A 15,040-nucleotide genomic window follows, 5' to 3' on the forward strand; every position below is an offset into this window, starting at 1 on the left:
TCTTACGCGCCTAGCCGGGCCATCAGGGTCTTGTAGGATTGTTCGGTCCACTCGCCAGAGGTCAGGGGGCAGGGCGGGCCGGCATGGTTCAGGTGTGCCAACAGCGCAGGCAGGTCGGCGATACCACTGCCGTAGGCACGTTCGATGGAATCACCCAACAGTTCTTCGAATGGGGTGTTGGGGCGTTTGCGTGCCTGATGGGGCTGCACGTAGGGTTCGGTAATGCTCATGTCATTGGCCTCCATTGCGCACCCGTTCGCGGATCATTTCGCGCACGGGTACAAAGTCATAAGTGGCGTAGCATTCGGTACGGAATACGCCCCAGGCGGCGCGCTCCAGTTCAACGTTGACCTTGCCCAGCAAGCTCGGAGGCAGGCGCAGGGTGACGATCTGGCCCAGGCCCATGGCCACGGTCCACGACACCACTTCCACGCCTTCTGGCGGGAAGCTTTCCCACCAGCCCACCTTTTTCATGTGGCCTTGGATGTCTTCCAGGTTCTTGGACTGGTCATGCTTGAGCAGCACGGTCAGCAGCAGGTGCTCGCTCATCGCTGGCCGCCTTCTTTCGGCTTGTCGGTGAGGAATTTTCCCTGGGGCGCTTCAACGTGTTGCTGACGGCGGGTGTGACCGTCGATGCCGCCTGCAATGGCCCATTCGGCGAACACGGTAGGGCCGGGCTCGAATTCCCGTGGTTGCCATTCGCCGGTCAGTTGGTCTTCGTCGGCGTAGTACTCGATCAGCGCGCCAGCGGGGTTCTTGAAGTACCAGAAGAACGCTGACGACACCGGGTGGCGGCCCGGGCCGATTTCAGTGGCCCAGCCGCTGCGCGATATATGCATGCCACCGCCAAACACTTCGTGCACGTCGCGAACGGTGAAGGCCACATGGTTCAGGCCGGCGCGCGGGGCAGGCAGTTGCAGCATGAACAGGTCATGGTGGCCGCCTTCCTCGGCGGTGCGCAGGAAGGCGCCGCGGTTGGGGTAGCGGTCCGAGGCCTGGAAGCCGAAACGGTCGTGGTAGAAGGCTTCGCAGGCATTCACGTCGGTGACGAAGAACACCACATGGCCCACTTCTATGGGCGTCGCGCGCTCATAGATCGGTGCGGGTTTATTGATGCGGCCCTTGGTTTGCCAGGTGTTGTGGCCGCTGCATTCGATATCCAGTTCGCGCTTGCGGGTCACTTGCAGGCGAATGGCCAGGCCGTTGGGGTCTGTGCAGCCGATGCGGCCGTTACCTTCAACGAAGCCCGGGTCGTTGGCGATGCGTTCGCTGTATAGCGCCAGGTCGGCTTCGCTGGCCACGCCCCAGACCACTTCGCGCACGGTCGAGCCGCTTTCGATGGCCGGCGGCAGGCCCGGCTTGTCGATGGCAGCCAGCACCACGCGGCAGCCGTTCAGGGTTTCGAAGACGACTTCGTCAGCCTGCTCGCTGACCTTGTTCAGGCCCCAGTCGGCAAAGAAGTGCGCGCAGGTGTCGAGGTCTTCGACGCCGTAGGTGACTTCATCAATACCTGAAACGCTCATGACGCTACCCCTTGGTGCCCGCTGGCCCAGGCCAGAGGCTGTTCGTTCATGCCCCAGTAGAGGCTCTTCTGTTCCATGTACTGCACAATGCCCAGGCGGCCTTTTTCCCGGCCCAGGCCGCTGTCGCGCCAGCCGCCGAAAGGCGTGGAGATAGAGAACTGCTTGTAGGTGTTGATCCACACCGTACCGGCCTGGATCTTGCGGCCCAGCGCCCAGGCGCGTTTGTAGTCACCGGTCCAGATGCCGGCTGCCAATGCATACAGGCTGTCGTTTGCCTGTTCGATCAGTTCGGCTTCGTCATCGAATGGCATGGCTACCAGCACCGGGCCGAAGATTTCCTCCTGGCAGGTTTGCTGGCTGTTGGTCAGCCCTTCGATGATGGTGGGGGGGAAGAAATAGCCGTTGTCGTAGATACCGCCCACCGGGCGCTGCCCACCCAGGCGCACGGTGCCCCCTTCGGCCAGCCCCAGGGCCACATAGCGTTCTACCGATTCGCGATGGCTGGCGCTGATCAATGGCCCCATCTGCGTGGTTTCGTCGGCTGGGTCGCCCAGACGCAATGTTGCCGCGCCGGCCACCAGGCGCTCCATGAAGGGTTCATACAGCGAGCGCGCTACGAATAGCCGCGAACCTGCGATGCACGCTTCGCCCGAGGAGCTGAAAATACCGTACAGCACACCGGCAACGGCGTGGTCGAGATCAGCATCGTCAAGGACGATGGTTGGCGACTTGCCGCCCAGTTCCAGCGACACCGGCATCATCTTCTCGGCGGCGATGTGCGCGATATGCTTGCCGGTTCGAGTGCCGCCAGTGAACGACACACGCTTGACCAGCGGGTGCTGGACAAGGGCGTCGCCCAGCACCGAGCCCTTGCCGGGCAGTACGCTGACCAAGCCTTTGGGCAGGCCGGCGTCTTCGCAGATGCGCGCCAATTGCAGGGCCAGCAGCGGGGTGATTTCCGCCGGCTTGATCACCACCGCATTACCGGCGGCCAGCGCCGGGGCTACCTTCTGCGCTTCGCTGGCAATGGGCGAGTTCCAGGGGGTGATGGCCGCGACCACCCCCATGGGTTCATAGACGCTCATGGTCACGAAGTCGCCGCGCGACGGCGTGATGGTTTCTTCCAGTGTTTCACAGGCGGCGGCGAAGAACTGAAACGTACCTGCAGCGCTGGCCACCAAGGCACGCGTTTCACCGATGGGTTTGCCGTTGTCCTGGCGTTGCAATTGGGCCAGTTCTTCACTGCGCTCTCGAATCAGCGCAGCGATGCGGTACAGCACGCTGGCGCGTTCATGGGGTTTGCGCTGGGCCCAGCCGCTATGCAGGAAAGCCTGATGGGCGCCTTGCACGGCTTCTTCTACGTCGCTTAGGTTGGCGGCATTGAGCCAGGCCACGGGTTCGCCAGTGGCGGGGTAGCGGCTGGCATAGCGCTCGCCGTGGCCCAGGCGCCAGTGGCCGGCGATGCAAATGGGTAGAGTCTGTTCCAAGGTCATGTTCATCCCCTAGATGGAAATCGCATGGGCGTGGTTGCCCAGGGCACGCACCACGCTGTAGACGGTAAGGGCGGAGGTTTTCGGGTTCGCTTGCAACGGCTTGCCGCGCAGGCTCAGCTCGAAGCCACCAAAGGCGCCACGGGCTTCGAACTGGTGTACGTTTTCGTCACTGTGCGGGTCGGCGATCAACGTCACGTGGGTGCGGTCCAGGCCGATGCCAGCCAGCGACAGGGTGGCCGCCACGTTGGCGTTTTTGGGGTAGAGCTGCGCGGCCAAGCGGGCACTGCCCTGGAAGATCACCGTTGCTTCGGTGATGGCATCCAGATCGCAAGCGTGTTCGCCTGGAGTGTTCTTCCAGGCCCGTGCCGGTTTTCGGCCAACGTAGTTCACGGCGTCCAGGCCGCCGACCTTGGCGGCAGACAACGCATCGATACCGCCGATGGCACCAGGCAACAGTTCGATACGGGTCTGGCCGCGCTCGGCCGCTGCCTCCAGGCGTTCCACCAGGCCGACCTCTGAAAGTGCGCCCACCGAGACAATCAGGCAGGCGATGCCACGTTCCAGCGCAGGCAACACATGCTCTTCGATAGCGCGGTGGCCGGCGCATTCGACCAACAGGTCGGGGCGCGCGTCGGCGGGCAGGGCGGTGAGTACCTGCGGTGGCCTCGCGAAGCTGGCAAGGCGCTGGCGCACCAGGTCTTCGGACCCGGCCGAAGCGATGACATGGTCAACGCACAGGGTCGGGTCCTTTTCCAGCAGTTCCAGAACGCCGACGCCAATGGCGCCGCAGCCGATCATGGTGATATGCAGCATGGCGCAGTCCTCAGGCGGTGGCCTTTTGAGCCTTGGTTTCGCTGTTGGGCGGGCCGGCGAACTGGGTGGCAAACCCACCGACCGCCAGCATGTCCACTTCCAGCAGAAACGGACCTGGTTCGGCCAAGGCGCCTTCGATCACGCCGCTGAAATTTTTCAGGTCGCTGACCAGCGCGTGGCGCAGGCCCATGGACGCGGCCAATTGGGTGTAGTCCGGCGTGTGCAGTTCCACGTAGGCGTGCCGGGCGCCGTAGATGGCATCCTGGATGTTGCGAATCACACCGTAGCGCTGATCGTTCATCAGCAGGATCACCACGTTGGCCTTTTCCTGCACCAAGGTCGCGAGCTCACCCAGGTTCAGAATGAAGCCACCGTCGCCAGCCAGGGCGAACACTTTGCGCTCCGGCGCAGTCTCAGCGGCAGCAACTGCCGCGCCAATACCCATGGCCAGCGCTTGGCCAATACCACCGCCCAAGGCGTGCACGCCTGCGCGTGGATGGAACAGGTTGATAAGGCGGTTGCCCCAGATGCTGTTGGACAGTGTCACGTCGCGTACCCAGGAAAAGTGGCGACCGGTGACGGCTTGCAGTTGTTCCACGAGGGCGCTGTAGGGGCCCAGATCCGTATTCAGCTGCGCGCGCGACTTGGCGCGCACCTGCAATAGTTCCACGTGGAACATTGGGTCTATATTCAGCCGACCTTCCAGCCGGTCTGCCAAACCGTCCAAAGCCAGGGCGGTATCGCCGCACACGAACTGGTCGCTGCTGTAGCTGCGGCCTTCAATCGCTGGGTTGGCGTCGATGCGCAGGGTGGTCTGCGGCAGTTTCAGTGCGTACTTGAAGGTTTCGTTGGAGCGCAGACGCGAACCGGCTACCAGCAGTACGTCGCAGGATTGCATGAACTGTTCCACGGCGCGGTTCTGGGAGAAAGCGCCCAGGCAGCGTTCATCGTCTTCGTTGACGACGCCGCGCCCTTGGGTAGAGGTAATGACACCGACGCCCATTTCCAGCAAACGCTTCACTTGTTTGCCCGCATGACGCGCTCCGCCACCCAGCCACAGCATCGGTCGTTTGGCGCCAGCCATGCGCTCGGCCAGGGCATCCAGGGCTTCTGGTGCCGGCACGGCCACCGGCACAGGCAGTGGCGCCAGGTCGGTTGGCATGGTGATGAAGGTCGATTGAATATCGATCGGGATCTCGACACTGACCGGCCCTGTAGGCGCGGTGAGTGCGGTTTGCACGGCAAGCTTCATGGTGCTCAGTGCAGTCTCGACGCTGCGTACCCGAAAGGCGGCTTTCGACACTGCCTTGAGCATGGTCAGTTGGTCGCGCGCCTCATGGATGTAGGCAAACTCCTGGTCCAGGTATTGGGTCTCGATCTGCCCGGTGATATGCAGCAGCGGTGTGCCTGCGGTCTGTGCTTCCACCATGGCACCGGCAGCATTGCCCGCAGCGGTTCCCGTGGAGGTCAGGCACACACCCAGCCCGCCCGTGGTGCGGGCGTAGGCATCGGCCATGTTGGTGGCGCCGGCTTCACCGCGGGCCATGACGAAACGGATGTTGCCGCGTACCGCGAAGGCATCGAGGATAGGCATGTTGTGGATGGAGATCACGCCGAACGCTGCCTTGACGTCGCACTGCTCGAGGAAGGCGGTGATAGCGGCACCTACGGTGACTTGGTTGTCGTTACGCATGACGGGACAGGCCTCCAGAAACATCGATATGGCTGCCTGTGGTGTAAGCCGACAAGGGCGAAGCCAGGAACAGGATCGCGCGGGCTGCCTCTACGGGCAGGCCCAGGCGGCCCAAGGGAATGTGTTTGCGCTGCGCCAGTTGCGCGGTCCACTGGGACCAGTCCAGGTGGCGTTCTTCGCGGGCCTCGAAGCGGCGCCGCCATTGGCCGGACTCCACCAGGCCGATGAGAATGCCGTTGACCCGAATGCCCTGTTCAGCAAATTCGGTGGCCATGGAACGCACCAGGTTTTTCAGCCCCGCGCGGGCAGCGGAGGTAGCGACCATGTGTGGCTCTGGCTGGCTGGCCAGCAGTGAGTTAACGCAGACGATGGAGGCGCCGGCCTGACGTTGCAGTTGGGCCATGAAGGCACGTACCGGGTTGATCACGGAGAAGAATTTCAGGTTCAACTCTTCGGTCCAGGCCGCATCAGTGGTGTCTGCGAACGTTGAGACGCGACCTTGGCCGGCATTGTTGATCAGCATCTGGGCCGGGCCGAACGCCGTGTCGGTGGCGGCGGCAAACGCCTGGACCGAGGCTGCGTCGAGCACATCGCAGACCTGGGCCAGCAAACCCGCTTCTGGAAAGCGCGTACGCAAGTCGGCCTCGGCGCTGCGCAGACGGTCTTCGTCGCGGCCGCAGAAGGCAACGTTGGCGCCGGCTTCCAGCAGTAGTTCCACGCAGGCCAGGCCAATGCCGGACGAGCCGCCGGTGACGACCGCCGTGCGACCCTGGATTTGATAGAGGCTCATGTCAGTCCCTCATCAGCGCGGTGACACGGCTGCCATGGCTGGGCGTGTAGTTGAGCAAGCGCGAGAGTTCGTCGGCATTGCGACGGACCTGGGCCAGGGTTTCCTCGAAGTTGACGTGACCTATCTGGGTGGTCGGAATGGTCACACCCAGCGCCGCGACGATCCGGCCGCTGTGGTCGCGTACCGGGGCGGCGACTGTGGAGATCGCCGATTCAAAGAACCCCTCGCCGCTGACATAGCCGCGCTGGCGGTCGCCCTGCACCAGGTCGAACAGTTCCAGCACGGTCTTGGGTGTGCACAGGGAGTGCTGTTCAAGGTGCTCCTCAGGGTACAACTCGCGCAGCTCGGCCAAAGACAAGTCTTCCAGCAGAATGCGCCCCAGCACCGTGGCATGGGCGGGCAGGCGTGTGCCGACATTGACGGCGCTGGAGAACACCGACGGCGGCGAAACCTTGGCCACGTAGACAATCGAGCGGCCGTCGCGCACCACCAGGTTGCTGGGGTAATTGAGCTTGTCGCACAAGCGCGCCAACAGCGGTTGGCCCAGTTCGGTCAGCTCCAGCGAAGCCAGGTACTCGAAGCCCAGGCGCAGTACCGACATGCCCAGGCGGTATTCGTTGCCGCTGCGGGTCACGAAGCCCATGGTTTCCAGGGTGGTCAGCAGGCGAAAGATGGTCGAGCGTGGCAGTTCCAGACGGCGGGCCAGTTCCGGGGCAGTGAGCGTGCGGTTCTGGCGGCTGAATTCGCACAGCAGCAACAAGCCGCGCTCCAGGCCCGGAACGATGTATTTGTCCTGTGCATCTTTAGTCAGATCGGTGTCGGTCATTGTGCACTACCTGTCAGGGATTCCTTGAGGGCATGGGCCAGGCGGCCGGCCACGACATGCGGTTGTTCGATGGGGCTGGCATGCCCTGCATCGGCGATCAGGTTGAAGCTGGCGCCCAGTGCCTTGGCCAAGGTCAGGCAGGTCTCGGGCGCGGTGATGGCATCGGCTTCGCCGCAGTGCACTTCGCATGGCACGGGCAGCGGGGCATGGCGAAGCAGGTCATCGCCGCACAGCAGTTCGATGGCCTGGCGGTAGCCCTGTTGGTTCAGCCGCGCCATGTTCCAGTGCACCCAGGCCAACGCCTTGGCGGTGGACCGCGCCGAGAGCATGGCGCTGCTGCGTTGGGCGGCCATTTGGGCAATGCCCAGTTGTTCCAGCGTTATCAGGCGCTTGCCGCGGACCTGCTGGCGCTGGACCTCGCGGGCAGGGTCGCCGTAGCCGCGGGCGGGGCTCAGCAACACCAGGCGGCTGACGCGTTGCGGGTGCAGGCGGCTGAACGCGGCGGCGGTGATCGCCCCCAGCGAATGGCCGACCAGCACGCAACGTTCGATGTTCAATGCATCCAGGGTGTGGAGCAGGCGTTCGGCGTAGTCCTCGGCACGGGGTGCCGCTGGCCTCAGCGGCGTCGAAGCGCCGTACCCCGGGGCATCCCACGCAACTACCCGAGCGTGCTGGCCAAGTTGCAGCGCCACTTCCAGCCACGAGCCGGCGCCCGAACCGATGCCATGCAACAGCACGATGGCGGCGCCGCTGCCGGCTTCGCGAATGGCTTGCTGATCACCAGCCACGTCCAGCAGGCGCTGGGCGAAGCGGTTGGCCAACAGGGTTTGCAGTTCGGTACAGGGGTCGAGGCTTTCAGTGGCGTGCATGTCGGTTTACCCGCGCTTGATCGAAGCCAGAGGGTGTTCTGGCGGATAGGTCGGGGTGACCGGCTTCTTGGCGCCGAGCATCACGCACATCAACGCATCTTCGTCGCCGATGTTGATCTCCTCGCGATAAACGCCTGGCGGCACCGAGATCACGTCGCGGTCGGTGAGAATGGTTTCGTAGCGCTCGCCGTCTTTCTCGATCACCACCTTGAGCTTGCCGCGCAGCACGAAGAACACTTCTTCCACGTCGGTATGCAGGTGCGACGGGCCTTCGTGGCCGGCCGGGATCACCATGGTGGAGAACGTGAAGTTCTCTGAGGGAATGGTGTTCATGTCGGTGCTGACACCGGTGCCACCGGTGCCGATATAACGCATTTGCGCACGGCGATACTTGGGGTCGTAGTCGGCCTGGAATTTCAGCGCGTTCCAGTCGTATTTACGGGTCTCGTAGCGTGCGATGCGGGTCTGCATCCAGGCTTCAAGGCTGGTACCCTCGGGGCGTTCCCAGCTTTTCGGGGCTTGTTGTTGTGCGGCTAGATCAGTCACGGCTATCTCCTTTTCAGGGCATGACGAACCCGCCGTTGACCGGCAGGGTTTGTCCAGTAATGAAGCGGGCAAGGTCGGAAAGGGCGAAGATCACTGCGCCGCTGACATCCTCGGGCAACTGCGCGCGCTGGATGGCGCGCTGCTCGGTGTAAAGGCGGTGGCGGGCTTCGGGCACATAGGCGGTGGCTTCCACCAGCACCAGGCCTGGGGCGATGGCATTGACGGTGATGTTGTCCTTGCCCAGTTCGCGGGCGAGGCTGCGAGTCATGGCAATGACGGCGCCCTTGCTGGCGACGTAGGCAAGCAGGTTGGTGGCGCCCCACAGCGGGGTGTCGGAAGCCAGGTTGATAACCGCGCCGGTACCGCTCTGGCGAAGGGCGGGCAGGCATGCCCTGGTCATCAGCCACGTCCCGCGCACGTTGACTTTCATCACCGTATCCCAGGTGTCGATGTCCAGTTCTTCGCAGGTCTTGCCGCCAGAGTTGGTCACTGAAGCGTTATTGACCAGGCCATCGAGGCCACCCAGGCATTGGCAGGCAGCGGTGACGCAGGCGTCGATGGACTCGGGGTCGGCGAGGTCGACCACCAGGCCCGTCACATCCAGGTCCATGGCCACCAGTTCGGCGGCGGCCTGTTGCACGCGGTCGGCGAGGATGTCGGCGATCACCACTCGGGCGCCGGCCCTGGCGATGGATTCGGCAAAGGCGAAGCCCAGGCCACGGGCGCCACCGGTGACGAGTACGCGGCGGCCTTCGAGCAGTCGAATGGAGGGCTTCATCATTGGGTACTCAGCATGGCTTTGGGCAGGTAGTGCAGAACGCGTTTCTCGGCCCAGACCACGGCGCCGTAGGCGAGCACACCGATCAGGGTGAGCATGACGATGGCCACGAACACGCCACTGGTGTTGCCCTGGCCTTCGGCGTCTACCAGCAGGAAGCCAAGCCCCTGGTTGCCGCCCACCAGCTCGCCCACGGTGACGCCGATCACGGCCAGGGTGGAGGCGATGCGCAGGCCGGAGAACAAGGCAGCCATGGCCGAGGGGAACTCCACCAGGCGGAAGATCTGCCAGCGGCTGGCATTCATGGTGCGCACCAGGTTGATCATGTCCGGGTCCACGGTGCGGATCGCCGACAGCACGTTGATCATCACCGGGAAGAACACGATCAGGATGGCGATCAGGATCTTGGGGTAGATGGTGTAGCCCAGCCACATCACGAACAGCGGCGCGAAGGCGACCTTGGGGGCGATCTGCAGGGCCAGGATGTACGGCGACAACATCGCTTCGGCCGAGGGTGACAGGCCCAGCGACACACCGATCATGACGCCCAGAAGGGCGCCAAGGCCGAAGCCCACAATGATTTCAAAGGCGGTTATCAAGGTATGTTTCAGCAACCCGCTGGTGCCCCACATGGACACGGTTTCCTGAGCCACGCGGCTCAGTTTGGGCATGACGAACTCGGGCATCCCCAACAGGCCAGGGCCGAATTGCCAGGCCAGCAGGAACAGGATCAGCAGGGCAACGCTGCCGAGCATGGAGGGGTTCAGGCTTCTCATCGGTTCAATACCTTTGGCTATCGCGCGGCTTACTTGGCGGCCGTCGTGGTGTCGATGAACTGGTTGGTGTAGAGGTCGTCGAGCTTGGGCTCCTTGCTGACGATGCCCTCGCTGACGTAGAACTGGCGGACCTTGTCCAGGCGCCCGGCGTCGATCTGGCCCAGCACGGCCTGGTGGGCGTAGACGTTGTCGACGTAAAGCTTGAAGGTGCGTTCCAGCTCCGCTTCCTTGCCGGCATAGGCGGGCACTGCCTTGGCGAAGGTGGCTGCGGCGGCGTGCGGGTCCTGGATGATGTCGCGCATGCCTTGCAGCGTGGCCTGCACGACACCGCGCACTACGTCAGGGTGGTTCTTGATGGCATCGTCGGAGGCCAGGATGGCCTGGGCCATGCTCTCGAACACCTGGTCCTGGGGAATCATTTTCACGTTCACGCCAGCATCTTCGGCGTCTACCACCCAGTCCGGCACGCCGGCCATGGCTTCGGCTTTTTTCGCCGAGAACAACTGCCAGACACCTGCGGGGCCGGCCGCTTGCACGTTGACATCGTCCTTGCCAAGGCCAGCTTTTCGCAGCGATGCCAACAGGGCGTAGTACGTGGTGTCGGAGTAGGACATCACGGTCAGGGTCTTGCCCTTCAGGTCCTGGATAGAGTGGATATTGGCGTCGGCGTTGGTGGCGATCATGGTCACCCCGCCAGCGCCCAGCACTGCCACGGCCCGCACGGGGATACCGTTGGCCCGCACGACGATGGGGGTGTCGCCGATGGCACCCCCCACCAGGGCGTTGCCGGCGCCGATCTGTTTGGCCACGTCGACCCCGCCCTTGGCGGCGATGAACTGAACGTTCAGGTCCTTGCTGCTGTAATAGCCTTTTTCCTTGGCAATGACCCAGGGTGCGAAAGCAGGCGAATTGGGGGGCGCCGGCAGCAGGTAGGTGACGTCGGTCTGCGCCTGGGCCAGCGCCGCCAGGCCGAGGCCCAAGGCGAGGATCGAGGTGTTGAACAGGGACTTGAACATGCGTGCTCCTGAATCGGTTGATGGCCGTATGGCGGTGATCAATGCAGTTCCGTGTCTTCGCCGACTTTCAGCAGTTCCATCAGCCGCCCGGCCAGTGGGCCGATCTCGGGCAGCTTGCGGCGCTCCAGCGGGTTCTCGCGAAAGGGCAGGTCAACCACGATTTCCTCGACGATGGTGCCGGGGCGAGCGCTCATCACCAGCAGGCGGTCGGACATGGCGATGGCTTCCACCAGGTCGTGAGTGATGAACAGCGCGGTTTTCTTCTCTTGGTAAAGCATCTGCGCCAGGTCCTGCTGCAGGATCATCTTGGTTTGCGCGTCGAGGGCCGAGAATGGCTCATCGAGGAACAGCACCTGCGGGTCGATGGCCAGGGTGCGTGCCAGCGCCGCGCGCTGGCGCATGCCGCCAGACAACTGGAAGGGGTAGTGGTCGGCAAAACCTTGCAGGTGGCAGCGGTTAAGCAGATCTTCGGCGATGACCTTGCGCTGAGCGGCGGGCATGCCCTGAATTTCCAGGCCCAGCTCCACATTGCGGCGGATGCTGCGCCAGGGCATCAGCAGGTCCTTCTGCAACATGAACGCTACCCTGCGCACCGGGCCGGTCACCGCTTCACCGCCGACGAACACTTCGCCTTCGCTGGGGCGGTACAGGCCCGACCCCATGTTGAGGATGGTGCTCTTGCCGCAACCGGACGGGCCGATGATGGACACCACCTCGCCACGGCGGATCTTGAAATTGACGTGGCGGATGGCGAACGGCGCGTCTGCCTTGCCCTTGGCCGGGAAGCTTTTGCCGACCTGGCGAAACTCGATCTCGGTCGGCTCCAGTTCTTCCCGGGGCGCGGGTTGTGGCCACTGGGGGGCGATTGCGTACATCTCTTTCACAGCCATTGGGGAAGGTCTCTGGTCTGTTTTATAGGTGATACGCTGTTTAGTGCATGAACAATGCCATCAAGAAACTTCCGCTAATTAATTTATAATCTTCTTAATTATCAAAGCGTTATAAATATATGATTAATTGTTGAGCGTTTTATAGGTGAAACACAGTTTCTTATGTGGCACGGATATGCACATTCACTGTGCGCACATTGTGTAACTGCGAGAAAAGAGGGCTTTTTGCAGTAACGGCGGGAACACCGGCTATTTGCCAGTTTGTTTTAAGGGTGAAACAGGCGACGGCTATATATAAGTTGACCACTTGCCGGTCGAAGCTCGGGAGCGGCCGACATAAATTCCAGGCAAAAAAAAGGGCCCGCGGGGCTAAGCCCGGGGCCCTCAAAAGGTGAGAGGTGTCTAGTCCCTCGACCTGGTGAGCGGTGTAGCTGGCGTGGTGCCGCAGGTCAGGCCTTCAGGGGCACCAGGCGTGGAGCAATCATGTTCTCGGGGCGCAGGATGTCTTCCAGGCTGGCTTCATCCAGCAGGCCTTCCTCACGTACCAGTTCCAGTACGCCACGGCCGGTTTCCAGGGCTACGCGGGCGATACGGGTGGCGTTCTCGTAACCGATGTACGGGTTCAGCGCGGTGACCAGGCCGATGGAATGTTCGACCAGCTCGCGGCAGCGTTGTTCGTTGGCGGTGATGCCGACGATGCAGTGTTCGCGCAGCATGTCCATGGCGCGTTGCAGCAGGCGGATCGAGTCGAAGATCTTGTAGGCGATCAGCGGCTCCATCACGTTCAGCTGCAGTTGGCCACCTTCGGCGGCGATGGTCAGCGCCAGGTCGTTGCCCATGATTTCGAAGGCGCACATGTTCACTGCCTCCGGGATCACCGGGTTGACCTTGCCTGGCATGATCGAGCTGCCTGGCTGGCGAGCCGGCAGGTTGATCTCGTTGATGCCGGTGCGTGGGCCGCTGGACAGCAGGCGCAGGTCGTTGCAGATCTTCGACAGCTTGACCGCGGTACGCTTGAGCATGCCGGAGAACAGCACGAAGGCGCCCATGTCGGAGGTGGCTTCGATCAGGTCGGCGGCAGGCACCAGCGGCTGGCCGCTGATGGTGGCCAGGCGCTGCACGGCCAGGGCCTGGTAGCGCGGGTCGGCATTGATGCCGGTACCAATGGCGGTACCGCCCAGGTTCACTTCGGTCAGCAGTTCTGGCGCCAGGCTGCGCAGACGGTTGAGGTCTTCGGTCAGCGTGGTGGCGAAAGCGTGGAATTCCTGGCCCAGGGTCATCGGTACCGCGTCCTGCAGCTGGGTACGGCCCATCTTCAGTACGTGGGCAAACTCCTGGCCCTTGGCCGCGAACGCTTGAATCAGGCTGTCGAGGCTAGCCAACAGGGCGTCATGGCCCAACAGCAGACCCAGGCGGATCGCGGTGGGGTAGGCGTCGTTGGTCGACTGCGCCATGTTCACGTCGTTGTTGGGATGCAGGTACTTGTATTCGCCCTTGCTGTGGCCCATGGCCTCCAGCGCGATGTTGGCGATGACTTCGTTGGCATTCATGTTGGTTGAAGTGCCAGCGCCGCCTTGAATCATGTCCACCACGAACTGCTCGTGGAAGTCACCGCGGATCAACCGGGCACAGGCTTCGCTGATAGCGGCGTGCTTGGCATCGCTGAGGTGGCCCAGCTCGCGGTTGGCGTCGGCTGCGGCCTGTTTGACCATCGCCAGGCCCACTACCAGCTTGGGGTAATGCGAGATCGGGACGCCCGAGAGGCGGAAGTTGGTTACCGCTCGCAGGGTCTGGATGCCGTAGTACGCTTCAGCGGGGACTTCGAGAACGCCAAGCAGGTCTTTTTCGATGCGCGGTGATGCAGCGGAGGACATGATAGAGATAATCTCAATGTGGACCCGGCATGTGCCGGAACGCTGCCAATGCTAGGCTTGTGACCGATCGTCGGCCAATGCTGTTGCACACTGCCCTATGCAGAAACGGCATAATGGGTCATGTGACGCATGAGTCGTCCGAAACGTATGGCGCCCCGGAGGTCGCTGATGAATCTTGAGAGTAAATGGCTGGAGGATTTCAGCGCCCTGGCCGCCACCCGCAGCTTCTCCCAGGCCGCCGAGCGCCGGTTTGTCACCCAGCCGGCTTTCAGCCGCAGGATCCGCAGCCTCGAGGCTGCATTGGGCCTGCAACTGGTCAACCGCTCGCGCACGCCCATCGAGTTGACCGCCGCAGGGCAATTGTTTCTGGTTACTGCCCGCACGGTGGTGGAGCAACTGGGCGAAGTGTTGCGTCATTTGCATCACTTGGAAGGCGGGCAGGGCGAGGTCATGCAAGTGGCCGCTGCCCACTCGCTGGCGCTGGGGTTCTTTCCGAGCTGGATCGCGCAGTTGCGCAATGAAGGCTTGAACATAGCCACGCGCCTGGTGGCCACCAACGTGGGCGATGCCGTGCATTTGTTGCGCGAGGGCGGCTGCGACCTGATGCTGGCGTTCTATGACCCGGACGCGGCGTTGCAGATGGACGCCGAGATCTTCCCCTCCCTGCACCTGGGCCAGACCGAAATGATCCCGGTATGTGCCGTGGGGGCTGACGGCAAGCCATTGTTCGACCTGGAGCACGACATCAGTTTCCCGTTGCTGGCCTACAGCGCCGGTGCGTTCCTGGGCCGCTCGGTGAACCTGCTGCTGCGCCAGCGCAATCTGCGTTACACCACGGTATACGAGACCGCCATGGCGGACAGCCTCAAAAGCATGGCGCTGCAGGGCCTGGGCATTGCCTGGGTACCGCACCTGTCGGCCATCGCCGAACTCCAGCGCGGCGAGCTGGTGGTGTGCGGCGGGCCGCAGTGGCATGTGCCGTTGGAAATACGCCTGTATCGCTGTGCGTTGGTGAGGAAGGCCAATGTGCGCTTGCTGTGGCGCAAGCTTGAAGGTGGCGCGGCACAAAGCGGCGGACCGGTGCTGTGATTTGAGCTTTTTTTGTTCATCCCTTAGGCTGGCGGGCTAGATGGCTTGCCAGTGTTCAAGGGAA

16 protein-coding genes are annotated in these 15,040 nt (G+C 63.0%); 1 reads left to right on the forward strand and 15 read right to left on the reverse strand.

Annotated elements, in window-relative coordinates:
* Window positions 1-2: 2 nt before the first annotated feature.
* The 15 genes from QBK88_RS06725 to QBK88_RS06795 form a co-directional block, all read right to left on the reverse strand.
* The gene (locus tag QBK88_RS06725; RefSeq protein ID WP_277961436.1) at window positions 3-230 is read right to left on the reverse strand and encodes a recombinase-like helix-turn-helix domain-containing protein; all 228 of its coding nucleotides are present in this window, start codon (window positions 228-230) and stop codon (window positions 3-5) included.
* 1 nt (window position 231) lies between these two features.
* On the reverse strand, window positions 232-549 hold the full coding sequence (locus QBK88_RS06730) for a hypothetical protein (RefSeq protein ID WP_277961437.1): 318 nt from the start codon (window positions 547-549) through the stop codon (window positions 232-234).
* On the reverse strand, window positions 546-1,523 hold the full coding sequence (locus QBK88_RS06735) for a VOC family protein (RefSeq protein ID WP_277961438.1): 978 nt from the start codon (window positions 1,521-1,523) through the stop codon (window positions 546-548). Before QBK88_RS06735 ends, QBK88_RS06730 begins: the two co-directional genes overlap by 4 nt.
* Window positions 1,520-3,016 carry an aldehyde dehydrogenase gene (locus tag QBK88_RS06740; protein ID WP_277961439.1) on the reverse strand — a complete coding sequence of 499 codons (1,497 nt, stop codon included), beginning with the start codon at window positions 3,014-3,016 and terminating at the stop codon, window positions 1,520-1,522. The genes QBK88_RS06735 and QBK88_RS06740 overlap by 4 nt, the downstream gene beginning before the upstream one ends.
* 9 nt (window positions 3,017-3,025) lie before the next feature.
* Window positions 3,026-3,829: an aspartate dehydrogenase gene (locus tag QBK88_RS06745; RefSeq protein ID WP_268146977.1), complete on the reverse strand. Its 804-nt coding sequence runs from the start codon at window positions 3,827-3,829 to the stop codon at window positions 3,026-3,028.
* 10 nt (window positions 3,830-3,839) lie between these two features.
* Window positions 3,840-5,522: a thiamine pyrophosphate-binding protein gene (locus QBK88_RS06750; RefSeq protein ID WP_158152730.1), complete on the reverse strand. Its 1,683-nt coding sequence runs from the start codon at window positions 5,520-5,522 to the stop codon at window positions 3,840-3,842.
* On the reverse strand, window positions 5,515-6,312 hold the full coding sequence (locus QBK88_RS06755) for an SDR family oxidoreductase (protein WP_277961440.1): 798 nt from the start codon (window positions 6,310-6,312) through the stop codon (window positions 5,515-5,517). The genes QBK88_RS06750 and QBK88_RS06755 overlap by 8 nt, the downstream gene beginning before the upstream one ends.
* A gap of 1 nt (window position 6,313) precedes the next feature.
* Window positions 6,314-7,138, reverse strand: a complete 825-nt coding sequence (locus QBK88_RS06760; protein WP_268146984.1) for an IclR family transcriptional regulator — start codon at window positions 7,136-7,138, stop codon at window positions 6,314-6,316.
* Window positions 7,135-8,007: an alpha/beta fold hydrolase gene (locus QBK88_RS06765; protein ID WP_277961441.1), complete on the reverse strand. Its 873-nt coding sequence runs from the start codon at window positions 8,005-8,007 to the stop codon at window positions 7,135-7,137. The genes QBK88_RS06760 and QBK88_RS06765 overlap by 4 nt, the downstream gene beginning before the upstream one ends.
* A gap of 6 nt (window positions 8,008-8,013) precedes the next feature.
* A complete protein-coding gene (locus QBK88_RS06770) occupies window positions 8,014-8,553 on the reverse strand; it encodes a cupin domain-containing protein (protein ID WP_158152734.1) in 540 nt (179 codons plus the stop codon).
* 13 nt (window positions 8,554-8,566) lie between these two features.
* A complete protein-coding gene (locus QBK88_RS06775; protein ID WP_277961511.1) occupies window positions 8,567-9,331 on the reverse strand; it encodes an SDR family oxidoreductase in 765 nt (254 codons plus the stop codon).
* A complete protein-coding gene (locus QBK88_RS06780) occupies window positions 9,331-10,107 on the reverse strand; it encodes an ABC transporter permease (RefSeq protein WP_268146990.1) in 777 nt (258 codons plus the stop codon). The genes QBK88_RS06775 and QBK88_RS06780 overlap by 1 nt, the downstream gene beginning before the upstream one ends.
* 29 nt (window positions 10,108-10,136) lie before the next feature.
* The gene (locus tag QBK88_RS06785) at window positions 10,137-11,123 is read right to left on the reverse strand and encodes an ABC transporter substrate-binding protein (RefSeq protein WP_268146991.1); all 987 of its coding nucleotides are present in this window, start codon (window positions 11,121-11,123) and stop codon (window positions 10,137-10,139) included.
* 38 nt (window positions 11,124-11,161) lie between these two features.
* On the reverse strand, window positions 11,162-11,998 hold the full coding sequence (locus tag QBK88_RS06790; protein WP_277961442.1) for an ABC transporter ATP-binding protein: 837 nt from the start codon (window positions 11,996-11,998) through the stop codon (window positions 11,162-11,164).
* 464 nt (window positions 11,999-12,462) lie between these two features.
* Window positions 12,463-13,887 (reverse strand): aspartate ammonia-lyase, encoded by a 1,425-nt coding sequence (locus tag QBK88_RS06795; RefSeq protein ID WP_277961443.1) that lies wholly within the window; start codon window positions 13,885-13,887, stop codon window positions 12,463-12,465.
* A gap of 168 nt (window positions 13,888-14,055) precedes the next feature.
* On the opposite strand from QBK88_RS06795, the gene QBK88_RS06800 reads away from it, so the two are divergent.
* Window positions 14,056-14,976, forward strand: coding sequence for a LysR substrate-binding domain-containing protein (locus QBK88_RS06800; RefSeq protein WP_277961444.1), 921 nt, complete (start codon window positions 14,056-14,058; stop codon window positions 14,974-14,976).
* Window positions 14,977-15,040 lie beyond the last annotated feature (64 nt).

It is taken from the genome of Pseudomonas sp. RIT-To-2 (genome assembly GCF_029623465.1).
Lineage (GTDB): Bacteria > Pseudomonadota > Gammaproteobacteria > Pseudomonadales > Pseudomonadaceae > Aquipseudomonas > Aquipseudomonas silvicola.